Genomic DNA, 22,548 nt, shown 5'->3' with positions numbered 1-22,548 from the left:
ATGGGCGTGCGCAGCCCGGCGCTCAATCCGGGTCGTAGTCCAGATTCGAGGCCAGCCAGCGTTCGGCCTGCGCCAGCGGCACGCCCTTGCGCTTGGCGTAGTCGTGCACCTGCTCCTTGGAAACCCGGCCGACGACGAAGTACTGGCTGCGCGGATGGCTGAAGTAATAGCCCGACACCGCCGCGGTGGGCAGCATCGCGAAGCTCTCGGTCAGCGTCATGCGAGCGTTGGCCTCGGCGCCGAGCAGGTCGAACAGCGTGCGCTTTTCGCTGTGCTCGGGGCAGGCCGGGTAGCCTGGGGCAGGGCGGATGCCGCGGTACTGCTCACCGATCAGTGCGTCGTTGTCGAGCGCTTCGTCGGCCGCGTAGCCCCAGTAGTCGGTCCGCACGCGCTGGTGCAGCTGTTCGGCCAGCGCTTCGGCCAGACGGTCTGCCAGCGCCTTGAGCAGAATCGCGTTGTAGTCGTCGTGTGCCGCCTCGAAGCGCGCGACGTGCGGCTCGATCCCGATGCCCGCGGTGACTGCGAACGCCCCGATCCAGTCCTGCACGCCGCTGTCGGCCGGCGCGATGAAGTCGGCCAGGCAGAAGTCCGGCCGCTCGACCGGCTTGTCGACCTGCTGGCGCAGGAAGTGCAAGCGGACGCGGCCGTGCGCGTGCTCGGGGACGACCACGTCGACATCGTCGCCGACGCGGGTCGCTGGCCACAGCCCGAACACCGCCTTGGCGGTGAGCCATTTCTCCTCGACGATCCGGCGCAGCATCGCCTGTGCATCGGCCAGCAACTCGCTGGCCTGCGCGCCGACGATCTCGTCGGTCAGGATCGCTGGATACTTGCCGAACAACTCCCAGGCATTGAAGAAGGGAGTCCAGTCGATGACCGGCAGCAGGTCGTCGAGCGGGTAGTCGTCGAACACGTGCAGGCCGGGGCGGCGCGGCGTTGGCGGCACATAGGTCTCCCAGCCGCCGTCGAAGGCCTGGGCACGCGCCTTGTCCAGTGCGACCAGCCGCTTGGCGTCGCCGCGATTGGCGTGGCGCGCGCGGATTTCGGCGTAGTCGGCATCGTTGGCGGCGACGAAGGCCGGTCGCAGTTCGGGGCTGATCAGCGACTGCACGACGCCGACGGCACGCGAGGCGTCCTTGACCCAGACGGTCGGCGCGCCGTAATGCGGCGCGATCTTCAGCGCGGTGTGCGCGCGCGAGGTCGTGGCCCCGCCGATCAGCAACGGCAGCGTGAAGCCCTGACGCTTCATCTCGCGCGCGACGTGGCTCATCTCTTCCAGCGATGGGGTGATCAGCCCCGACAGGCCGATGACATCGGCCTGCACCTCACGGGCTTTGTCGAGGATCGTCTGCGCCGGCACCATGACCCCCAGGTCGACGACCTCGAAGTTGTTGCAGGCCAGCACCACGCCGACGATGTTCTTGCCGATGTCGTGCACATCCCCCTTGACCGTTGCGATCACGATGCGGCCATTGGACTTGCCCGCATCGCCGGTGCGCGCCTTCTCGGCCTCGATGTGCGGCAGCAGCCAGGCGACCGCCTTCTTCATGACCCGCGCCGACTTGACCACCTGCGGCAGGAACATCTTGCCGGCGCCGAACAGGTCGCCGACGACGTTCATGCCGGCCATCAGCGGCCCTTCGATGACCTCCAGCGGCCGCGCGAACTGCAGCCGCGCTTCTTCGGTATCGGTGTCGACGTACTGGTCGATGCCGTGCACCAGGGCATGGGTCAGGCGTTGCTGGACCGGCGCTTCGCGCCAGGCGAGTGTCTCGGTCTTGGCCGCACCCTTGCGGCCCTTGTAGCGCTCGGCCAGTTCGAGCAGCCGCTCGGTCGCGTCGGGGCGGCGATTGAGCACGACATCCTCGACGCACGCGCGCAACTCGGGATCGAGTTCGTCGACGATCGGCATCGCGCCGGCGTTGACGATGCCCATGTCCATGCCGGCCGCGATCGCGTGGTACAGGAACACCGCGTGGATCGCCTGGCGCACGACCTCGTTGCCGCGGAACGAGAACGAGACGTTCGACACGCCACCCGAGACATGGCAATGCGGCAGCGTGGCGCGGATCTCGCGCGTGGCCTCGATGAAGTCGACCGCGTAGTTGTCGTGCTCGGGGATGCCGGTGGCGATCGCGAAGATGTTCGGATCGAACACGATGTCCTCGGGCGGGAAACCCACGACTTCGGTCAACAGTCGGTAGGCGCGGGTACAGATCTCGACCTTGCGCGCGCGGGTGTCGGCCTGGCCGGTCTCGTCGAAGGCCATGACCACGACCGCCGCGCCATAGCGCAGTACCTTGCGCGCCTGTGCCAGGAACGTCGCCTCGCCCTCCTTGAGCGAGATCGAGTTGACCACGCCCTTGCCCTGCAGGCAGCGCAAGCCGGCCTCGATCACACTCCACTTCGAGGAGTCGACCATCACCGGGATACGTGCGATGTCGGGTTCGGCGGCGATGAGGTTCAGGAACGTGGTCATCGCCCGCTCGGAGTCGAGCATGCCCTCGTCCATGTTGACGTCGAGGATCTGCGCGCCGCCCTCGACCTGCTGGCGCGCGACCTCCACCGCCTCGGCGTAGCGGTCTTCGCGGATCAGCTTGCGGAACGCGGCCGAGCCGGTGACGTTGGTGCGTTCGCCGACGTTGACGAACAGCAGTTCCGGGGTGATCACCAGCGGTTCGAGGCCCGATAGGCGAGTGAAACGCGGTGCTGGAGACTGGCCTGCGGGCGCGCTCATGCGGCGTCGGCCCGGTGGCCGACCGGCGTGCGCGGGGCGACATTGCGCATCGCGTCGGCAATCGCGCGGATGTGTGCAGGCGTGGTGCCGCAGCAGCCGCCGACGATGTTCAGCAGCCCGGCGGTCGCGAATTCATGCAGGGTCGCGGCCATGTCTTCGGGGGTTTCGTCGTAACCGCCGAAGGCATTGGGCAGCCCGGCATTGGGGTGGCAGGAGACATGGACCTCGGCGATCTGCGCCAGGGTGTCGACGTGGGGCCGCAGGTCCTTGGCGCCGAGTGCGCAGTTGAGCCCGATCGACAGCGGCCGCGCATGGCGCAGCGAGTACCAGAACGCTTCGGCGGTCTGTCCCGACAGCGTGCGGCCCGAGGCGTCGGTGATCGTGCCCGAGATCATCACCGGCACCCGGCCGCCGAGATCGTCGAACACCGTCTCCACCGCGAACAGCGCGGCCTTGGCATTGAGGGTGTCGAACACCGTCTCGACCATCAGCACGTCGGCGCCGCCCTCGATCAGGCCATGGGCGGCCTCGCGGTAGATGCGCACCAGGTCCTCGAACGTCACCGCGCGGAAGCCCGGATCGTTGACGTCGGGGCTGATCGATGCGGTGCGGCTGGTTGGGCCGAGGATGCCGGCGACGAAGCGCGGCCGCCCGGGCGTGCGCGCCTGCGCGGCATCGCAGGCCGCGCGCGCGAGCGCGGCGCCCTCGCGATTGAGTTCGCGTGCCAGGTGCTGCAAGCGGTAATCGGCCAGCGACACTGCGGTCGAGTTGAAGGTATTGGTCTCGACCAGGTCGGCGCCGGCCTCGAGATAGGCGGCGTGGATGCCGCCAATGATGTCGGGCCGGGTCAGCGTGAGCAGGTCGTTGTTGCCGCGCTGGTCGGCGGCCTCGCAGCCGCAACCGGCGCCATGGGCATGGCCGTCGACAGCGTGCAGCGCGTCGAAGCCGTCGGCGAAGCGCGTGCCGCGGTAATCGGCCTCGGTCAGCCCGTGCTGCTGGATCATCGTGCCCATGCCGCCGTCGAGCACGAGGATGCGCTGCGCGAGCGCGGCCTCGAGCGCGGCGACGCGGTCGGGGTGCAGCCAGGTCACGGCTTTCTCGCGATGATCGAGATCACCTGGAAGTGCGGCGGCCGCTTCTCGCGCGTCACCGTCTCGGCGCTGTGGATCTCCAGCCCGGCCTTGGTGACGAAGCGGCGCAGTTCCTTGTCCGGGAAGCCAAGGTTGGCATGGCCGTAGGCCTGCACGACCGCCTCATGGCCATGGCGGTCGAGGCTCGACAGCAGCAGCCGGCCGCCGGGGCGCAGCACCCGCGCGGCCTCGGTGACCGCCTGCGCCGGGCGCGTGGCATAGGTCAGCGCATGCATCAGCACGACGAGGTCGAAGCTGGCGTCCTCGAACGGCAGCGCGTGCATGTCGCCTTCGCGGACCTCGACGTTGCGGAAGCGCTTGAGGCGCTCGGCCGACGCGGCGACCACGCGCGCACTCGCATCGAGGCAGACGTAGCGATGGGCGTGCGGTGCCAGCAGTTCGGCGAGGACGCCATCGCCCGAGGCGATGTCGAGCACGTCGCCGGTCTCGAGCAACGGCAGTGCCGAGCGCGCGAGGGCTTCCCAGGTCCGCCCGGGCGAGTAGTGCCGCTCCATGTCGCCGGCCACGCTGTCGGCCCAGTTCTGGTCCGCGGCGCGCATCGCCAGCACCGACGGGATGCGCTCGGCGTCCTGGCGCAGCAACGGATCGTCGCTGCCGGTGCTCAGCGCCTGCCACAAGGCGCGCTGTGCCGGGTCGAGCGCGGCGTCGTCGAATCGGTAGTAAGCCGACACGCCGGCACGGCGATCGCGGACCAGGCCGGCTTCCTTGAGGCGCGCCAGGTGCGTGGAGACGCGCGGCTGCGCGAGTCGGGTGATCGACGACAGCTCGGCCACCGTCAGTTCCTCGACTTCGAGCAGCGCCAGCAGCCGGACGCGGGTCGGATCGGCGAGGGTCTTGAGCCGCGCCGACCAGGCTTCCAGGTCCATGAATATCTCCATATCGCGATACAGAGATAATTTTCGGCGCGGGGCGGGGTGCGGTCAAGCCGCAGGCATCCTGCGTTCGGGTGCCGGCCACCTTGCAGCCGCGCGGCCGAGCGCCGATGCTGCGCGTCCCCACGCTGCTCCAGGTCCGCACCGCATGTTCGCTTCCCGCCCATTTCGCGCGCCAGCGCTGGCCGCCGCCTTCGCCGACTACGCGGTTCGGCATCCTGACGAGCGCGCGACCGTCGATGAGTTCGTTGCGCTGCTCGACGATCCGCTCGATCCGTTCGTGCGCGAACGCCTCGCGGGCCATTTCACCGCATCGGCGCTGGTGGTCTCGGCCGACGGTCAGCGCACCTTGCTGACCCACCACCGCAAGCTGAATCTGTGGCTGCAGCCGGGTGGCCACGCCGACGGCGACATCGACCTGGCACGCGTGGCGCTGCGCGAGACCGAGGAGGAGACCGGCCTGCAGGGCGTGGCGGTGCTGCCGGCGATCTTCGATCTCGATCGGCACTGGATCCCCGAGCACAAGGGCGTGCCCGCGCACTGGCACTACGACGTGCGCTATCTCGTGCGTGCCGGTGCCGACGAGCGTTTCGCGGTCAGCGCCGAATCTCATGCGCTCGCGTGGCGCCCCCTTGCCGACGTCGCCGCCGGCACCGAGTACGACGCGTCCTTGCGCCGCATGGCGCGCAAGTGTCTGGACGGGCGGGGGATCTCGGCCGGCTGAGCTTCGCGAGGGACCGCCGGCCCGATGCCCCGATCCCGATGGCCTAGTACAGCACTCGCGTGCGCAGCGTGCCGTCGATCTTCGACAATTCGCTGCGCAGGCGCTCGGCCTGCTCGCGGGTCGCGCCGACGTCGATGACCACGTAGCCGACATTGGCGGTGGTGCGCAGATACTGGCCGTCGATGTTGATCGCCTGGCGCGAGAACACCTCGTTGATCTTCACCAGCACGCCGGGCACGTTGCGGTGCAGGTGCAGGATGCGGTGGCTGCCGACATGCTCGGGCAGCGTGACCTCGGGGAAATTGACCGCCGACAGCGTGCTGCCGTTGTCGCTGTAGCGCACGAGCTTGGCGGCGACCTCGATGCCGATGTTGTCCTGCGCCTCGAGCGTGCTGCCGCCCACGTGCGGGGTCAGCAGGACGTTGTCGTGGGCGGCCAGCGGAGAGTCGAAGACGTCATCGTTGCCCTTGGGCTCGACCGGGAACACGTCGATCGCCGCGCCGCCGACATGCCCGGTGCGCAGCGCGGCGTCGAGCGCGTCGATGTCGACCACGGTGCCACGCGAGGCATTGATCAAGTGCGCGCCGGGCTTCATCGCGGCGAGCTCCGCGGCGCCGAACATCAGCTTGGTCGCCGGGGTCTCGGGTACGTGCAGGGTCACCACATCGCTGCGTGCGAGCAGGTCGTCCAGCCCGGTCGCGCTGCGGGCGTTGCCAAGCGAGAGCTTGGTCTCGATGTCGTGGAACAGCACCTGCATGCCCAGCGATTCGGCGAGCACGCCGACCTGGGTGCCGATATGGCCGTAGCCGACGATGCCCAAGGTCTTGCCGCGCGCCTCGTGGCTGCCCAGCGCGGACTTGCTCCAGCCGCCGCGATGGCATTGCGCGTTCTTCTGCGGGATGCCGCGCAGCAGCATGATCGCCTCGGCGACCACCAGTTCGGCGACGCTGCGGGTGTTGGAGTAGGGCGCATTGAAGACCGGGATGCCGGCCAGTTCGGCTGCTTCCAGGTCGACTTGGTTGGTGCCGATGCAGAAGCAGCCGACCGCGAGCAGCCGGCGCGCGTGGGCGATGACCTCGGCGCTGAGCTGGGTGCGCGAGCGGATGCCGACGATGTGCGCATCGGCGATCTTGGCCAGCAGTTGGTCTTCGGGCAGCGACTTGGGGTGTACCTCGATCTGCGTGTAGCCGGCGGCCTTGAAGGTGTCGACGGCGCTCTGGCTGACGCCTTCGAGCAGCAGGACGCGGATGTCCGCGCGGGGAAACGAGGTCTTCATCGAGGCTGCGGCCGCCGGTCGGGAGGAGCGCATCATGGTGCCAGAAGGCCGCCGCTGTTGCAGCGCAGCAGATGGTGCCGGACCGAGAGATGCGCGCCAGCCGCTTCGGCCCCGGACCGAGGCGGCGCGGACGCTGGACGCCTGCAGGCGCGGCTGGCAGGCTGGCCCGCCGTACCGCGATTCCTTCACACCATGTCCGATGCCCGCATCGCCCGGCTGCAAGCCGCCGTCCCGACCCTGCAGGTGCGGACCGATCCGGCCGATCTGGCCTATTTCGGCGTCGACTGGACGCGGCGCTGGACCCCCGCGCCGCTGGCGGTCGCGCTGCCGGCCGATATCGCCGAGGTCCAGGCCACGGTGCGCTGGGCGCGCGACGAAGGCGTGGCGATCGTGCCCTCGGGCGGCCGGACCGGGCTGTCGGGCGGCGCGGTCGCCGCCCATGGCGAACTGGTGTTGAGCCTGCAACGGATGAGCCGCGTGCTCGACTTCGACCCGGTCGACCGGATCCTGACCGTGCAGCCGGGCATCGCGCTCGAAGCGGTGCAGGAGGCGGCGCGCGGCCATGGGCTGGCCTATCCGGTCGACTTCGCCGCGCGCGGCTCGTGCACGATCGGTGGCAACATCGCGACCAACGCCGGCGGCATCCGGGTGCTGCGCTACGGCAACACCCGCGAGTGGATCGCCGGTCTCAAACTGGTGACCGGCACCGGCGAGCTGCTCGATCTCGGCCGCGGGCTGGTCAAGAACTCCAGCGGCTACGACTTGCGGCACCTGGCCATCGCCTCGGAGGGCACGCTGGGCATCATCGTCGAAGCCAGCCTGAAACTGACCGCGCCGCCGCCAGCCACGCGCACGCTGCTGCTGGCGCTGCCGTCGTTCGAGGGCCTGATGCAGGTGTTCCAGGCGCTGCGCGCGCGGCTGGCCCTGGAGGCCTTCGAGTTCTTCACCGATCGCGCCCTGCACCACGTGGTCGCGCATGGCGCGCAGGCGCCGTTCGAGGCCGCGCACCCCTTCTATGTCGTCGCCGAGTTCGCCTGCGAAGGCGAGGCCGGCGAGGCCGGCGAGGTCGCCATGCTGTCGGCGTTCGAGCATTGCGTCGAGCAGGGTTGGGTCGAGGACGGCGTGATCGGTCAGAGCGAGGCGCAGGCCGCGCAGCTGTGGCGGTTGCGCGAGGGCATCACCGAAAGCCTGGCACCGCACGTGCCCTACAAGAACGACGTCTCGGTGCGGATCTCGGCGATGCCGGCGTTCCTCGAGACGGCGCAGGCGCTGCTGGCGCGCGAGTACCCGCAGTTCGACGTGGTGTGGTTCGGCCACATCGGCGATGGCAACCTGCATATCAACGTGCTCAAGCCGGCCGACCTCGCCAACGAGGCGTTCGTCGCGCAATGCGAGCGCGTGACCAAACTGCTCGCCGACACCCTGCACGCGCACGGCGGCAGCATCTCGGCCGAGCACGGCATCGGGCTGGTCAAGAAGCCCTATCTCGAATCGACCCGCAGCGCGGCCGAGATCGCGGTGATGCGCGGCATCCGCCGTGCGCTCGACCCGGACGGTGTGCTCAATCCCGGCAAGCTGTTCGATGCATGACTGTCGGTCGGCCGTCGACATGAAGGCGGCGTGAGGGCGGGGTAGAGTGTGGCCTCCCTGATGGAGATGCCCCCTGATGTCCCGATCCTCGCTCGCCTGTGCGCTGCTCGTTCTGTCCACGTCGGCGTTCGCCGGCAGTTTCGCCGGTACGACGGGCGGTGCGACGTCCGCTGGCAGCTCGGCGTCGTCGGGCAGCAGTTCGGGCAAGGACAAGATCGTCCTGCAGGCGCGCGAAGATGCTGCCGGCTTCGTCGCCAGCGACGGCCGGATCCGTGGCGCCCGTCTCGAGGCCGCATTGCGCCACCTGCGGCAGACGCGGCCCGATGCGCAGGTGGCGAGCGACCTGCAACTGGCGCAGGCCATGCTCGCGCTCTGAGCCGATGGTTTCGCGCCGTCGCCTGCGGGCCGTGGGCGTCGCGCTGTTGCTCGCCGCCGGCGCTGCGCATGCGCAGGCCTGGCGGATCGACGCAGGAACCGGCACGCCGCCGCTCGATGCCGACGCGCAGGCCGCCTCGGCCCGGCTGATCGACACGGTACTTGCGCGCCTGCCGCCGGCCTGGCGCGCCGCCGAGGGACTCGACGTGCAGCTGAGCTGGCGCGACGACCTGCCGCCGCAGGTGCACGGGCGCGCGATCGGCGACCGCATCGTGCTGCGCCGGGCGCTGCTCGATGCCGTGGCCGCCGATGGCCTGGATGCCCAGGCGATGCAGGCCGCGTCCGCCGCGCTCGTGCACGAGCTCGCGCATCGCTACGACCGCAGCCGTTACGGCGGCCTGTCGCGCGATCCGCGGCTACGCGATCTTGCAGGCTGGCCGCGCGCCCCGCTGCGGCTGGGCCTGCGGGCGCGCCACAATGCGATGACCGACCGTCGGCCCGACGCCTACGAAACCGCATCTGCGGCGGAATTCGTCGCGGTCAATCTCGAGCACTTCCTGCTCGATCCCGAGTACGCCTGCCGGCGGCCCGCACTGCACGCGTACTTCACCGCGCATTTCGCTTGGGCGCCGCCCGCCGCGGACTGCGCTGGCGGGTTGCCGTTCATCGAGGCCGAGCCGCAGGCGCAGGAGGACGGCCACCTGCTGCTGGAGCTCGATCCGGCACGGGTCTGGTCGGTCGAGTACCTGTTCGCCGAGGGGAACGCGCAGCCGATGAGTCGCTGGGGCCACAGCATGCTGCGCCTGGTGATCTGCGCGCCGGGTCGCACCCCCGGGCCCGAATGCCGCTACGACCTGGCGCACCACCGCGTGCTGTCGTTCCGGGCGTTCGTCGACGATGTGCAGATCTCCAGCCTGCGCGGGCTGACGGGACGTTATCCGGCGCGGCTGTTTGTGCTGCCGCTCGACCAAGTGATCGACGAGTACACCAGGATCGAACTGCGCGGGCTGCAGTCGATTCCGCTGCACTTGTCGCCGGGCGAAATCGCGACATTGCTCGAGCGCGCGGCCAGCGTGCACTGGAGCTACGACGGCCGCTATCGGTTCGTCGGCAACAACTGCGCGGTGGAGACCTGGAAACTGCTCGATGCCGGCGTGCCGCGGCTCGACGGCCCGCGCCTGCGCAGCATCACGCCCAACGGCCTGCTGCGCAGGCTTGTACGCGACGGCATCGCCGACGTCGCGGTGCTCGATGCGCCCGATCGCGCCATGCGTGAGGGGTATTACTTTCCGGCCGCGGACCGCGAGTACGCGGCCCTGCTGGCGGTCGCCCAGGCGGCGCAGCCATTGCCGACCGGCGATGTCGCCACCTGGCTCGATCTCGATCCCGATCTGCGCGCGCCGTGGTTGGCAACGGCAGGGCAGCGCGACGGCGCAGCGCTGCTGGTGCTCGAGCACGCCGCGCAGCGGCGGCTGGAGCTGCGGCTGCGCAACATGCTCAAGCGCCGCTGGCATCTCGCGGCCGCGGACCAGGGCGCCGCAGCCGATACGCTGCAGGCATTGCTCGCTGCCGGCGACGGCCTCAGCCGTCCGGCGCAATTGCTCGACCGCGGCTACGGCCTGCCGCAGCAGACCGAGCGCGCGGCGCTGCGAGTGCAGGCCGATGCGCTCGGCCACCGCCTGCGGGCGCTGCGCGACGCGCTGGACACCCAGGGGCGCGCGGCATTGCCGCCGGACGCGCAACGACGCCTGGCGACGACCGAGCGCAACGTCGCCATGCTCGGCGCCCACCTGCGTGAACTGCATCGCGAGGCGGGCGGGCTGCAACTCGACTGAAGCATTCGCCGCCTCGGTCGCTGGCGTTTCCAACGGCGCGACCCGAGCCGGAAAATCAGTCCGCGCGTCCGCCGAACTCGCCGGTCGTGGTGTTGACCCAGACGCGCTCACCGTTGCCGATGTACTCGGGCACCTGGATCTCGATGCCGGTGCTGAGCTTGGCGGGCTTGGGCCGCTTGGTCGCGGTGCCGCCCTTGAGTTCGGGTGGGGTGTCGACGACTTCGAGCACCACGCTCTGCGGCAGTTGCAGGCCGACCGGCGCATCTTCGATCACCTGGACATAGCAGCCGCCCAGGCCTTCGGTGATGTAGCCCGCTCCGTCGCCGACGACATCGGCGTCGAGGGTGTAGGGGGTGAAGTCTTCGTCATCCATGAACACGAAGGCGTCGCCGTCCTTGTACGAGAAACTGGCCTGGCGCCGGGCCAGATCGACCTCGCGCAGGTCGTCGTCGCCGTCGAAGCTCGCGTCGAGCTTGTTGCCGCCGGGCACGCTGTACATGGTGAAACGGAAGCGCACATTGCCGCCGCGGCCTTGCGGAGAGCTGCGTTCGATGTCGCGGATCTGGTAGACCCCGCCGTTGTGTTCGACCACGTTTCCTTTCTTGACGTCGTAGGCTTTCATCGGTGTCTGCGTTGTTCAGTGGGAGACGGATGCCGCGGGTGCGGCGGGATTGCGGAGGTGCAGCCGCAGGTTCGGGTAATCGATCACCGCCTGGCCGCGGTCGAGGACGTCGGCGCCGAGCACGCCGTCGATCGTCGGCAGCCCGCGTTGCGAGAAGGCAGTGGTGACGTGGTCGAGTGCGAGAAAGTGCGCGGTGAAATCGTCGTCCCGGTACTCGCCGATCGTCAGTCGGCTGCCTGGCAGGGTCTCGATGGCGAGGTTGCCGGCACCGGCGCCGGTCGCCTGCAGCCCGCCCGACGCATCGGCCTGGCGTCCACCGGCAAAGCGCGCCTGGCGCGCCCGGTCGATGACCGTCCGCCCAGCGCCGGTGTCGATCAGGAAGGTGCCGGCGACCCCGTTGATGCTGACTTCGACCGCGAGATGCGCCGCGCCATAGCGCCGCATCGGGATCGTGTCGTAGCCGCGCGCGGCGAGCAGGCCGGTGAGCGCGCCCGCATCGGCGGGCGCCGCGTCACCGGCATGGGCCGGCGCCAGCGACAGCAGCGCGAGCAGCAGGCCCGAGGCCAGGCCGGACGACGGGAGCGACATCGCTTACTTCGGCGCCAGCCGGACCGCGCCGTCGAGGCGGATGGTCTCGCCGTTGAGGTAGCGGCTGGCCAGGAGGTGGGCGACGAGGTCGGCGAATTCGTCCGGTCGGCCCAGGCGCGAGGGGAACGGGATCGAGGCCGACAGCGACTGCTGCACCGCCTCGGGCATGCCGTCGACCATGGGGGTCCAGAAGATGCCCGGCGCGATCGTGTTGACGCGGATGCCGAAACGCGCGAGTTCGCGCGCCATCGGCAGCGTCATGCCCACCACACCGCCCTTGGACGCCGCATAGGCGGCCTGGCCGATCTGACCTTCGTACGCGGCGACGCTGGCGGTGTTGACGATCGCGCCGCGCTCGCCGTCCTCGCCGGGCGCGTTGTGCTGCATGACCGCGGCCGCGGCCTTGGCGACGTTGAAGCTGCCGACCAGATTGACCATCACCGTGCGGCTGAAGGTCTCCAGCGGCATCGGCGCCTCGCGTCCGAGCACGCGGCCGGCGCCGAGGATACCGGCGCAGTTCACCGCGGCATTGAGGCCACCCAGAAACGCGTGCGCGGCCTCGATGTTGGTCGCGACCCCGGCCTCGTCGGTGACGTCGGTGCGCAGGTAGCGTGCGCGATCGGCGCCCAGCGCCTCGACCGCCTCGGCGCCCTTGTCGTCGTTGACGTCCAGCAGCGCGACACGGCCGCCATCGGCGACGATGCGATGGGCGACGGCCAGGCCGAGGCCGGAGACCCCACCGGTGACGATGGCGCGGACGGAATCGGGGAGCATGCGCGATCCTTTCGAAACGAAAGCGCGCAGTCTAACCGCTGCGCCCGGGCACGATGGCGCGCGGACGCAGGGCCACGCGCCTGCGCCCAGGCGCGTGACGTGGCGTCTGTGGGCCGAGCCTCGAGCGCGGCCGGAGTGCGGGGCACTGCGTTGCGCGGGCGAAACAGACCCAGGCATGACGGAGGGTGGGGCGGGCGCCTGTGTCGCGGTCGCGCGGGAGTAGAATCGCGACCCATTCCCATTTGCACCGGACCTGCCTTGAACCTCTGCCAGCTGCCGCCGCGCACCCCGGGCCTCGTCGATGCCGTCCAGGCGGTCGGCAGTCACGATCCGATCGCCCGCCGCCTGGGCGAACTGGGCTTCGTGCCCGGCGAGTCGGTCGAGGTGGTTGCGCTGGCGCCGTTCGGCGGCGACCCGTTGCTGGTGCGCGTGGGCTTTACCCGCTTCGCGCTGCGTCGCAGCGAGGCCGCGCGCGTCCAGGTCCACGCTGGCGACGCGGCATGACCACGGCGGCCATCCCGCGGCTGGCCCTGGTCGGCAGCCCGAACGCCGGCAAGACGGCACTGTTCAACCTGCTGACCGGCAGCCGACAGAAGGTCGCCAACTACGCCGGCGTCACCGTCGAGCGCAAGGAGGGGCGGATGCGCGGCCCCGATGGCGCGCACTGGGCGCTGCTCGACCTGCCCGGCGCCTACAGCCTGCAGCCGGCGAGTCTGGACGAGCAGATCACCCGCGACCTGTGCCGTGGCTTCTATCCAGGCGAGCCGGCCCCCGATGTGTTGGTCTGCGTGGTCGATGCGACCAATCTGCGGCTGCACCTGCGTTTCGTGCTGGAGCTGCGGACGCTGGGCCGGCCGATGGTGGTGGCGCTGAACATGGCCGATGCCGCGGCACGGCGTGGCATCGCCATCGATGTCCCGGCGCTGGAGGCCGCACTCGGCGTGCCCGTGGTCGAAACCGTCGCCATCCACCGCGACGGCGCGCAGGCGCTGCGCCAGCGGCTGGCCGACACGGTCGCAAGACCGCGGCCGCCCTCGAGCGGCGACGCCGAAGGCGACCTGCACGCCCAGGTGCGTGCGCTGCTGGCGGCCACAGTGAGCATGCCGCGCCGGACCGCACGGATCGACGATGCCTTCGATCGCTGGCTGCTGCATCCGGTATTCGGCCTGCTGGCGCTGGCACTGGTGATGTTCCTGATCTTCCAGGCCGTCTACGCCTGGGCGACGCCGTTGATGGACATGATCGATGCCGGCACCTCCGCGCTGGGGGCCTGGGTGTCGGCGACCTTGCCGCCCGGTCCGCTGACCAGCCTGCTCGCCGACGGCATCATCGCGGGCTTGGGCGGCGTGATCGTCTTCCTGCCGCAGATCCTGATCCTGTTTCTCTTCATCCTGGCGCTGGAGGAGTCGGGTTACCTGCCGCGCGCAGCGTTCCTGCTCGATCGGCTGATGAAGGGCGCCGGGCTGTCGGGCCGATCGTTCATCCCGCTGCTGTCGAGCTTCGCGTGCGCGATTCCCGGGATCATGGCCACCCGCTCGATCCAGGACCCGCGCGACCGGCTGGCGACGATCATGGTCGCGCCGCTGATGACGTGCTCGGCGCGGCTGCCAGTCTATGCGTTGCTGATCGGTGCGTTCATTCCGCAACGGCAGGTCTGGGGAGCGCTCAACCTGCAGGGGCTGGTGCTGTTCGCGCTGTACATGGCCGGCATTTTGAGCGCGTTGGCGGTGTCGTTCGTGATGAAGCGCTGGCGCCGCGATCGCAGCGAGCATCCGCTGCTGCTGGAGCTGCCGTCCTACCGGCTGCCGCATCCGCGCGATCTGGCGATCGGCCTGAAGGAGCGCGCGATGATCTTCCTTCGGCGTGTGGGCGGGATCATCCTCGCGCTGACCGTGCTGCTGTGGGTCCTGCTCTCGTTCCCGGCGCCGCCCGACGGCGCCACCGGGGCGGCGATCGAGTACAGCCTGGGTGGCCGCCTCGGCCATGCGCTGGCGCTGGTGTTCGCGCCGCTCGGCTTCAACTGGCAGATCTGCATCGCGCTGATCCCCGGCCTGGCCGCGCGCGAAGTCGCCGTCGCATCGCTGGCGACCGTCTATGCACTATCGGCCGCCGACGATGCCGCCGCAGCCCAGGCGCTGACGCCGATCATCACCGACGGCTGGTCATTGGCGACCGGTCTATCGTTGCTGGTGTGGTTCATCTATGCGCCGCAATGCATCTCGACCTGGGCGACGATCCGGCGCGAGACCGGCTCGTGGCGGCTGATGGCGTTCAATGCCGGCTACCTGTTTGCGCTGGCCTATCTGGCCTCGCTGCTGACCTACCAAGTGGCGCGTGCGCTGGGGGCGGGGTGAGCGCGGACCTGCAACTGGCGCTGCAGTACGCTGCGGTCGCACTGCTGGTCGCGGTCAGCGGCTGGATCGTGCTGAAGAAGCAGGCGCCTGCGACCGCACGGCGCCTGCGTATCGCGCTGGCGGTGCCGCTGGTGCGGCCGGGACGGCCTGCCTGGATCCGGGCGCTGGGGCGGCGCATCGCGCCCTCACCGCGCGGCGGTGCGAGCTGCGGCGGCTGTGATGGCTGCGGTTGAATCCGACGGCTGTGCTCGCGGGCGGGGCCGGGATCAGGCGCCCTGCTCGAACGCCTCCAAAGTGCATTCGAGATAGTCGATGGCCTCGGCGCGATGCGCCGGGGGCACTGTGGTCCCAAGCTGGCTGCGGCCATCGCGCAGGGCCACGTACGCGCCAAGCTGATCACCGCCCCACAGGAAGTCCAGCACCACGATGAAGTCGTCGGCCTCGGCGCGGTGGCATGCGGCAGCGCCGCGCAGCGGCGCGAGCATGCGCACAAGCGCTTCGACGTTCTCCGACGCGCTGAGCATCGCGATCCGGCACACGCCGGTCGCGGCGTCGTAGGCCATCGGCGGCATTCCCAGGGCAGGGTCGCGCTGCCAGGCCTCGATGATGTCTGCGACCCGACCAGCATCCACATCGGCGAGCAGGCCTGCCGGCACGCGCCCGTCGCCGGCCAGTCGATGCTGATCGAACCAGGTCTGCCAGTCGCCGAAGGCAGACGGCTGGGCAGGCGCGGCCGCCAGGAACGCCTCGAACGCGCCGGGTGCGAAGCTCAGGCGAGCATACAGCGAATACGGTTCGAACATTCGGCGTGCTGCTCGATCGCGTGGGTCAGTGCCGGCCGCGGCGGTTGGGGCTGCGTCGCATGTCGCGGGTGGGCACGACTTCGACGGCGAGGCTGAAGCTGCGTTCGTCGCCAGCGAACAGTGCGCCGACGCCGACGACCTGGCGGTTGAGTTCCTTGCCGGCTTCGTCGCGGATGACCAGCACCACCGAGTACTCCCAGGCGCCACCTTCGGGCGGGTGCCGGATCGTGCCCTCGACCTGCAGCGCGGTGGTGGCGTCCTGCGTGCCGATGCTGGTGGAGGCATCGGCATCGAAGCGCAGATAGTGCCGGCACGCCGGGCAGCGCGCCGAACTTTCGAGGATCGTGGTCTTGCAGTGCGGGCAGACGCGGGTCGCGCCTGCCGCACCGGTGCGGGGATCCATGTCAGACGCGATCGGACGCCGCTGCATCCTGGCTGCGGGAGGCGCGGCGTTCGTCGCCCTTGACCTCGCCCCAGCCGCACTCGACATGCCCGCGGATCTTCGAACCGGCGGCCACCGTCAGCGAGCCGGCCTTGAGGTCGCCGGTCATCACCGCCGAGGCGCGCAGTTCGACCAGCGAGGCCGAATCGATGTTGCCGTCGAGTTCGCCCGACACCAGCACCTGGTTGGCGCGCACGCCGCCGTTGAGCTTGGCGCCATGTTCGATCGTCAGAGTGCCCTGGACGTTGACGTCGCCCTTGAAGCGGCCCGCAATGCGGACATCGCCCGAGCCCTCGATCTTGCCCTCGATCGTCAGATCGGCCGCGATGATCGATTCCTTCGCAACGGGCGCCGGCGCGCTGCGCGGCTGTGGCATCGGGGTCGGCGTCGCGAAGTCGGCGACGGCGGGCGTCACGTCGCGGACCGGCGCAGGCGAAAGCGCGGCGTCATTGCCGGGAGCGGGCGGATCCTTCTTGGCGGAACCGGAACTTGGAAAAATAGCCATGTCGCGCGTTACCTCGGAGATGGACGGGGCCGCCCGATGCACCCAACGGGCCGGTCCGCGCCGCCGGGGGACGACGCGGAAGGCCGAGACTAGCACGCACTTTGGCGCAGGCGACGGGCGAGCGCCGGCCTCGTGTTCACTCGACAACCACCGCGAGTATCGGCCGCTACGGGGCGTGTTCCGCACCGCCAAGGGCGCGGGCGCTCCTGGTGGACGGCGCGCGCGCCGGCATTTGGCTTACTCATCGGCCGTCCGTCGGCAGGCGCTGGCCAGCACGCATCGATCTGGGCGTCCCTCCATCATTTGAACGCGTGGCCAATCCGCCAACGAAAAGCCCGCCTTGCGGCGGGCCCGGGAACGACATCGCGCAGGACTCAGCGGTCGGCGCGTTCTTCCATGCGCTCGCCGGTGTTCTCGATCGCTTCGCCGGCACGCTGGGTCGCGCGGCCCGTGGCGGCGGCAGCCTCGCGGGCGGCGGCTTCGGAGCGCGCCGCGGCGTCGTCGGCGGCGACCTGGGCGCGGTGCATCGCGTCCGACGAGGCGGCAGCGGCGGCATCGGCGCCTTCGCGCGCGGCCTCGCCGGTCGCCGACGCGGCATCGGAGATTGCGCGGCCGGCATTGTCGGCGTCAGCCGAGGCTTCGGCACGCTCGCGCTCGGCATCGGCGCTGTGGTTGTTGCAGGCGGCCAGCGTCAGGGCGGCGATCGTCGTGGCGGTCAACAGAGTGAAACGCATGGCAGGTCTCCTGTGGGCAAGTACGGAAGACGGAGCGTGAATGCGTCGATGTGAGCGCGATGGCAAGGCCGGGCAGTGCCCGACCATGAAAAAAGGCCGCCGGTACACCCGGCGGCCTTCTGCAATTCGACACAGTGGCGCGAGGGCCACCACGTGGAATTACGGTGCGACTTCCTGCGCTGCGTCCTTGGCGTCTTCGGCCTTGGTCTCAGCGTGGTCGGCAGCGTCGGCGGCGTGCTCGGCAGCAGCGTCGGTGCCAGCAGCGGCGGCGTCGGCAGCAGCCTCGGCAGCGGCGTCGGCAGCAGCGGCGGCGTCGTCAGCGGCGGTCTGCGCGGTGCCAGCGACGGCCGGATCGGTCGTCTCGTTGGCAGCGGCCTGCGCGTCGGCAGCCGCGTCAGCAGCGCCTTCGGCCGAGCTGTTGGCCTGATCGGCGTTGCTGCAGGCAGCCAGCGCAAAACCCATAGCCAGGGCAAGCAGAGCCTTGTTGATCGTCATTGTGTCTTCCTCGTCTGAAAGTGTGGGCAACGCGCTAAATGCGCGCCGGCAACATCATGACAAGCCGCGAACGGCTGTCAAGCGGGAGTTCGTGGTTTTTTCGTAAAAATCACGTTAACCGAAGTTCACGCCATTTCGACGGCAATTGCGGTCGCTTCGCCGCCACCAATACAAAGTGAAGCGACTCCGCGACTTAGGCCGCGCGCCTTGAGCGCGTGGACCAGCGTCACGATCAACCGCGCGCCGCTTGCGCCGATCGGATGGCCGAGCGCCAGTGCGCCCCCATTCACATTGAGGCGGTCGTGGGGGATGCCCAGATCCTTCATCGGCGCCATCGCGACGTTGGCAAACGCCTCGTTGACCTCGAACAGGTCGACATCTTCGACCTTCCAGCCCGCCTTGTCGAGAACATTGCGGATCGCGGTCACCGGCGCGGTGGTGAACCATTCGGGCGCCTGCGAATGGCGGCCGTGGGCGACGATGCGCGCCAGTGGGGTCAGGCCTCGCGCGGCGGCCTCGTCGGCCGAGGTCAGCACCAGTGCGGCGGCGCCGTCGGAAATGCTCGACGAGCTCGCCGCGGTGAGCAGGCCGTCCTTGCCGAAGGCCGCGCGCAGGGTCGGGATCTTGTCGACCTGGATGCGTCCGGGCTGCTCGTCGGTGTCGAAGCTCGCCTCGCCCTTGCGGGTCTTCACCACGACCGGAACGATCTCGTCCTTGAAGGCGCCCGACGCGATCGCATGCTTGGCCCGGGTCGCGCTCTCGACCGCATAGGCGTCGAGGTCCTCGCGGCTGAAGCCGTACTTCTCGCTGGCGATGTCGCCGAACACGCCCATCGCCTTGCCGTCGTACGGGTTGGTCAGGCCGTCCCAGGCCATGTGGTCGAGGAACTCGGCGCTGCCGTAGCGGATGCCGGTGCGTGCGCCGGGCAGCAGATGCGGCGCATTGGTCATCGATTCCATGCCGCCGGCGACGACGACCTTGGCGGTCCCGGCCTTGATCATGTCGTGGCCGTACATCACCGCCTGCATGCCCGAGCCGCAGACCTTGTTGATGGTCACGCACCCGGCCGCGTCGGGGATGCCGGCCGCGCGCGAGGCCTGACGCGCGGGGGCCTGGCCCAGGCCGGCCGGCAGCACGCAGCCGACGACGGTCTCGTCGACCTGCTCGGGCGCCACGCCGGCCTGCTCGAGCGCGGCGCGGATGGCCGCTGCGCCCAGCGTCGGCGTGGGAACGCCAGTGAACTGGCCGAGCATGGACCCGATGGCGGTGCGCTTGGCACCGACGATGACGATCTCGGTCATGAGGCGAAACTCCGTAGTGAGTTGCATGCGATCGGGCGATTATCGCATCCGGCCACGGGAATCGGCACCCGGCCGACTGGGATTGGCCCCGATGGCGGGATTGGGCATTTGCGCGTATAGAAGCATGCGCAGGGGAAGCAGGCGCCGGCGTGGCCGCGCGCGACGATCGATCAACGGGAGAGGGGTGCAGGATGTCGGATTCGAGGATCGTGCGGGCGCCGCAGACCATGCGTCGCGCCGTGCTCGCCATGGCACTGGGCAGCGCGCTGGCGGCCTGCGGCGGCGGGTCGGGGGGCGGGATCGTGCTGCCGACACCACCGCCGCCGGTGATCTCGCCCAATCCGCCGCCGACGGTGGTCGAGCCGCCTGAGCCGGCCTATAGCCGGCATCTGGCCGACACCGGCGCCTGGACCGCGCACGACGCCGGCTATACCGGCCGTGGTGTGCGTATCGGCTTCCTCGATAGCGGCGTCAACCGCAAGCATCCGGCGTTGCGTGATCGGGTGGTCGCCAACCTGGTCTACGTCGGTCGGGACAACAACCTGTCGGTCGACGATGTCGCCGGGCATGGCACAGCCGTCGCGCAGGCGGCGGCGGGGCGGCCGTTCGGCGCCTGGCCGGGCGGCGTGGCGCCCAATGCCGAGATCGTCTCGGCGCGCATCATCAACGACAAGCCACCGGTCGACGACGGTTCGGGCAATGGCAACCCGGTGACCGGGCGCATCGGCGTCGAGGCGATCCATGCCGACCTGATCCGCCGCGATGTGCGGGTCATGAACAACTCCTGGGGCGGGCTGTACATCAGCGGCGACAATGCAGCGCGCGAGATCGCCAGCGAGTACCGCCCATTCGTGATCGGCCACGGTGGGCTGGTGGTCTTCGCCTCGGGCAACTCGAAGCGCGCCGATCCCTCGGATCTTGCCGCACTGCCGAGTCAGCGCGGCGCCAACGGCAGCACGCCCGGCGCCGATCTCGAACGCGGCTGGCTGACCGTGTCGGCATTGGCCGAGAACAGCACCACGCAGTTGGCCGATTACTCCAACGCCTGCGGCATCGCGATGCGCTATTGCCTGGTCGCGCCCGGTACCGTCGTCGTCACCGGCACCGACGACGCGCCCAACCGCCCCGAGTACTGGAAGTACAGCGGCACCTCGCTGGCCGCCCCGCTGGTCTCGGGCGCCGCGGCGCTGGTCTGGGAGGCCTTCCCGTACTTCGACAACGACCTGGTCCGACAGACGCTCCTCGGCACCGCCACCGACATCGGCGCGCCGGGTGTCGATCCGGTGTTCGGCTACGGCGCGTTGAACGTCGCCAAGGCCGTGGGCGGCCCCGCGAAGTTCGACTGGGGCGATGTGAGCGTGAACTTCGCCGGCACCTCGACCTGGCGCAACGCCATCACCGGTGCCGGCGGGTTGGTCAAGCGCGGCAGCGGCACGCTGCAACTGGACGGGCTCATGGACTACCGCGGTGCGACGCGTGTCGAGGGCGGCACGCTGTCGTTCGCCGGTACGGTGCCGGGGGCTGTGAGCGTGTCGCCCGGCGCGACGCTGCAATTCGGCGGCGCGCGCGTTGGCGGCACGTTGCTCAACAACGGCACGGTCGCGGTCGCCGGCAACTTCGGCAGGCGGACGATCGCCGGCGATTTCCAGCAAGGCGCGGCCGGGCGGTTGGCGTGGCAGATCGGTGCGCCCTTGCAGGTGACCGGCCGTGCCTCGCTGGCCGGCGAACTGCAGGTGACCGGCATCGTCGGCGGCTACGTCCACTCGGCGCGCGAGACCGTGATCCAGGCGATGGACGGGGTCACCGGGACCTTCGGCAGCTTGACCCGCGGCCCGGGCGTGTTCCTCGACGCCACGCTCGGTTACGACGCCAACCGGGCCTGGCTCGACATCGCTCGGCTCGACGTCAGCGCAACGGCGATGTCGATGGCCGGCATCACGGCGCAGGGGCAGGGCGCGGCGGTCCGCGTCGAAGGCGCGTTCTCGCGCATCGATGCGCAGAACGCCGCCGGCGTGCCGGTCGCCGACGGCTTCGTGCGCGCGGCGGGGGCGTTGCAGCAGGTGCAGGACGAGGCGCGCGCGCTCGCCGCGCTCGACAGTCTGTCCGGTACGCAGCACGCTGCGGCGCTGTCGGCGACGTTCGACAATGTCGACATGACACGCCGCCTGGTCGCCGACCGCGTCGGTGCGCTGGCGGCCAATGCCGCAAGTATCGGGGTGTGGAAGGACGCCCTGGGACAGGGCGGCCGCGGCGGATTCGCCCGGGACGGCTTCACCGTCGACGGTTGGAGCCTGGGGCGCGATCACGCGCTCGGTGACGGCCTGGTGGCGGGATTCGCGTTCGGCGAGCTGCGCGGCGACGGCATCGCACGCAGTCGCGGCGATCGCAGCCGCGATCGCCAGACGCAGGCCAAGGCCTACGTCGCACGGACCTTCGGCGCCGGCTACGCGATGATGCAACTGGGCAGCGGCCGCTTCGATCGCGACCTGCAGCGCACGCTGTTGACTGGCGCGATGCCGCAGGGGGTCTCGACCCGCTACGCGGGTCATTACACCCAGGCGGCGATCGAGGCCGGCCGTCACTGGCGGATCGGTGCGGCCGAGATCGGGCCGTATGCCGGCGCCGAGCAGGTGCGGCTGCGCAGCGACGGCTTCGACGAACTCGGCGGCGACGGCTTCGGCCTGCGCAGCGCCGGCTGGTCGGCGCAGCGCACCCAGGCGATCGCCGGCGTGCGTGCGCGCTGGGACGGACCCGGGTTCTCGCTGCACGGCTACGGCGAATGGCAGCAGACGCTGTCTGCCAGCGGCTTCGACCTGCAGGCGAGCTTCACCGGCATCGAGGCCTGGGCGCCGATCGCGGGGCTGGATCCGGCACGCTCGGGCGGCCTGTTTGGCATCGGGCTCGACAGCCGGCTGACGCGCCGCTCGCTGCTGGGGCTGGGCCTGGACCAGCGCTTCGGCCCGCGCGGCGCCGACCGCATGCTGTCGCTGCGCTACGCCTACGGCTTCTGACCGGATCGGGGCGGCGCGCGCGATTGCATTCGGCCCCGTTCTTTCGGATCGCCGGATACGACGATGGGGCCGAAGCCCCATCGTCTTGTACCGGGTTCTTTGCCGAAGTCATCAGAAGCGCTCCGCACAGAGCGGACTGCCGGTCGGTGGCCGCGTCAAGCGCGCCATGGGTGAGTCCGCTCTGCTTGCGTGGCATGCCGCGCGAGTGGACGAACGCACGGCGCGCTGCGCCGGGCCGGACCGATCCGCACAGCGGAGCGGGCGCGCGCCCGAGTCAGGACAGGGTGAGCCTGGATGGCTTGCGCGGCATTGCCGCGCATCCAGGTGAACGCCACGCGTGCTTCGCGTGGCCGGACCGC

General features: G+C 70.2%; 21 protein-coding genes. 8 read left to right on the top strand and 13 right to left on the bottom strand.

Annotated features, from left to right (window positions below):
• Positions 1-22: 22 nt before the first annotated feature.
• From metH to ABE488_RS07750, 3 genes are read right to left on the bottom strand one after another with little or no spacing between them, the layout of a single operon-like run.
• The gene (metH, locus tag ABE488_RS07760) at positions 23-2,737 is read right to left on the bottom strand and encodes a methionine synthase (protein ID WP_346447719.1); all 2,715 of its coding nucleotides are present in this window, start codon (positions 2,735-2,737) and stop codon (positions 23-25) included.
• On the bottom strand, positions 2,734-3,828 hold the full coding sequence (locus ABE488_RS07755; protein WP_346447717.1) for a homocysteine S-methyltransferase family protein: 1,095 nt from the start codon (positions 3,826-3,828) through the stop codon (positions 2,734-2,736). The genes metH and ABE488_RS07755 overlap by 4 nt, the downstream gene beginning before the upstream one ends.
• The gene (locus tag ABE488_RS07750; RefSeq protein ID WP_346444346.1) at positions 3,825-4,754 is read right to left on the bottom strand and encodes a metalloregulator ArsR/SmtB family transcription factor; all 930 of its coding nucleotides are present in this window, start codon (positions 4,752-4,754) and stop codon (positions 3,825-3,827) included. Before ABE488_RS07750 ends, ABE488_RS07755 begins: the two co-directional genes overlap by 4 nt.
• 154 nt (positions 4,755-4,908) lie before the next feature.
• On the opposite strand from ABE488_RS07750, the gene ABE488_RS07745 reads away from it, so the two are divergent.
• Positions 4,909-5,484 carry an NUDIX hydrolase gene (locus tag ABE488_RS07745; protein WP_346447715.1) on the top strand — a complete coding sequence of 192 codons (576 nt, stop codon included), beginning with the start codon at positions 4,909-4,911 and terminating at the stop codon, positions 5,482-5,484.
• A gap of 43 nt (positions 5,485-5,527) precedes the next feature.
• On the opposite strand, the gene serA is transcribed toward ABE488_RS07745, so the two are convergent.
• Positions 5,528-6,760: a phosphoglycerate dehydrogenase gene (serA, locus tag ABE488_RS07740; protein WP_346444417.1), complete on the bottom strand. Its 1,233-nt coding sequence runs from the start codon at positions 6,758-6,760 to the stop codon at positions 5,528-5,530.
• A gap of 192 nt (positions 6,761-6,952) precedes the next feature.
• On the opposite strand from serA, the gene ABE488_RS07735 reads away from it, so the two are divergent.
• The 3 genes from ABE488_RS07735 to ABE488_RS07725 all read left to right on the top strand — a co-directional run bounded on the left by ABE488_RS07735 (position 6,953) and on the right by ABE488_RS07725 (position 10,560).
• Positions 6,953-8,350, top strand: coding sequence for an FAD-binding oxidoreductase (locus ABE488_RS07735; RefSeq protein WP_346447714.1), 1,398 nt, complete (start codon positions 6,953-6,955; stop codon positions 8,348-8,350).
• 76 nt (positions 8,351-8,426) lie between these two features.
• Positions 8,427-8,726, top strand: coding sequence for a DUF2388 domain-containing protein (locus ABE488_RS07730; protein WP_346447713.1), 300 nt, complete (start codon positions 8,427-8,429; stop codon positions 8,724-8,726).
• Positions 8,727-8,730: 4 nt separating this feature from the next.
• Complete coding sequence (locus ABE488_RS07725; protein WP_346447712.1) at positions 8,731-10,560, top strand: DUF4105 domain-containing protein; 1,830 nt, start codon at positions 8,731-8,733, stop codon at positions 10,558-10,560.
• Between the two features lie 55 nt (positions 10,561-10,615).
• Here the strand turns inward: ABE488_RS07725 and yeiP are convergent, their stop codons facing one another.
• From yeiP to ABE488_RS07710, 3 genes are read right to left on the bottom strand one after another with little or no spacing between them, the layout of a single operon-like run.
• On the bottom strand, positions 10,616-11,182 hold the full coding sequence (gene yeiP / locus ABE488_RS07720; protein WP_346447711.1) for an elongation factor P-like protein YeiP: 567 nt from the start codon (positions 11,180-11,182) through the stop codon (positions 10,616-10,618).
• A gap of 15 nt (positions 11,183-11,197) precedes the next feature.
• Positions 11,198-11,770 (bottom strand): retropepsin-like aspartic protease, encoded by a 573-nt coding sequence (locus ABE488_RS07715; protein WP_346447710.1) that lies wholly within the window; start codon positions 11,768-11,770, stop codon positions 11,198-11,200.
• Positions 11,771-11,773: 3 nt separating this feature from the next.
• Positions 11,774-12,544 (bottom strand): SDR family oxidoreductase, encoded by a 771-nt coding sequence (locus ABE488_RS07710; protein ID WP_346444359.1) that lies wholly within the window; start codon positions 12,542-12,544, stop codon positions 11,774-11,776.
• Between the two features lie 258 nt (positions 12,545-12,802).
• On the opposite strand from ABE488_RS07710, the gene ABE488_RS07705 reads away from it, so the two are divergent.
• The 3 genes from ABE488_RS07705 to ABE488_RS07695 are packed head-to-tail and all read left to right on the top strand — an operon-like array spanning position 12,803 to position 15,131.
• Positions 12,803-13,048, top strand: coding sequence for a FeoA family protein (locus ABE488_RS07705; protein ID WP_346444361.1), 246 nt, complete (start codon positions 12,803-12,805; stop codon positions 13,046-13,048).
• Positions 13,045-14,898 (top strand): ferrous iron transporter B, encoded by a 1,854-nt coding sequence (locus ABE488_RS07700; RefSeq protein ID WP_346447709.1) that lies wholly within the window; start codon positions 13,045-13,047, stop codon positions 14,896-14,898. The genes ABE488_RS07705 and ABE488_RS07700 overlap by 4 nt, the downstream gene beginning before the upstream one ends.
• An 8-nt stretch (positions 14,899-14,906) precedes the next feature.
• The gene (locus tag ABE488_RS07695) at positions 14,907-15,131 is read left to right on the top strand and encodes a DUF6587 family protein (RefSeq protein ID WP_346444418.1); all 225 of its coding nucleotides are present in this window, start codon (positions 14,907-14,909) and stop codon (positions 15,129-15,131) included.
• 33 nt (positions 15,132-15,164) lie between these two features.
• Here the strand turns inward: ABE488_RS07695 and ABE488_RS07690 are convergent, their stop codons facing one another.
• From ABE488_RS07690 to ABE488_RS07665, 6 genes are all read right to left on the bottom strand, one after another.
• Positions 15,165-15,701 (bottom strand): hypothetical protein, encoded by a 537-nt coding sequence (locus tag ABE488_RS07690; protein ID WP_346447708.1) that lies wholly within the window; start codon positions 15,699-15,701, stop codon positions 15,165-15,167.
• Positions 15,702-15,726: 25 nt separating this feature from the next.
• Entirely contained in the window at positions 15,727-16,104 is a 378-nt protein-coding gene (locus ABE488_RS07685; RefSeq protein ID WP_346444367.1) for a hypothetical protein, read from the bottom strand.
• Between the two features lies 1 nt (position 16,105).
• Positions 16,106-16,648 (bottom strand): polymer-forming cytoskeletal protein, encoded by a 543-nt coding sequence (locus ABE488_RS07680; RefSeq protein ID WP_346444369.1) that lies wholly within the window; start codon positions 16,646-16,648, stop codon positions 16,106-16,108.
• Between the two features lie 374 nt (positions 16,649-17,022).
• Positions 17,023-17,382: a hypothetical protein gene (locus ABE488_RS07675; RefSeq protein ID WP_346447707.1), complete on the bottom strand. Its 360-nt coding sequence runs from the start codon at positions 17,380-17,382 to the stop codon at positions 17,023-17,025.
• A gap of 159 nt (positions 17,383-17,541) precedes the next feature.
• Positions 17,542-17,877, bottom strand: a complete 336-nt coding sequence (locus ABE488_RS07670) for a hypothetical protein (RefSeq protein WP_183426352.1) — start codon at positions 17,875-17,877, stop codon at positions 17,542-17,544.
• Between the two features lie 125 nt (positions 17,878-18,002).
• On the bottom strand, positions 18,003-19,178 hold the full coding sequence (locus tag ABE488_RS07665) for an acetyl-CoA C-acyltransferase (protein ID WP_346444373.1): 1,176 nt from the start codon (positions 19,176-19,178) through the stop codon (positions 18,003-18,005).
• 191 nt (positions 19,179-19,369) lie between these two features.
• Here ABE488_RS07665 and ABE488_RS07660 point away from each other — a divergent pair, with 191 nt between their 5' ends.
• A complete protein-coding gene (locus ABE488_RS07660; RefSeq protein WP_346447706.1) occupies positions 19,370-22,189 on the top strand; it encodes a S8 family serine peptidase in 2,820 nt (939 codons plus the stop codon).
• Positions 22,190-22,548: the final 359 nt, after the last annotated feature.

It is taken from the genome of Luteimonas sp. TWI662 (assembly GCF_039673825.1).
Taxonomy (GTDB): domain Bacteria; phylum Pseudomonadota; class Gammaproteobacteria; order Xanthomonadales; family Xanthomonadaceae; genus Luteimonas.
The sequence above is the reverse complement of the archived record's forward strand: the minus strand, read 5'-3'. Positions and strand labels throughout refer to the sequence as shown.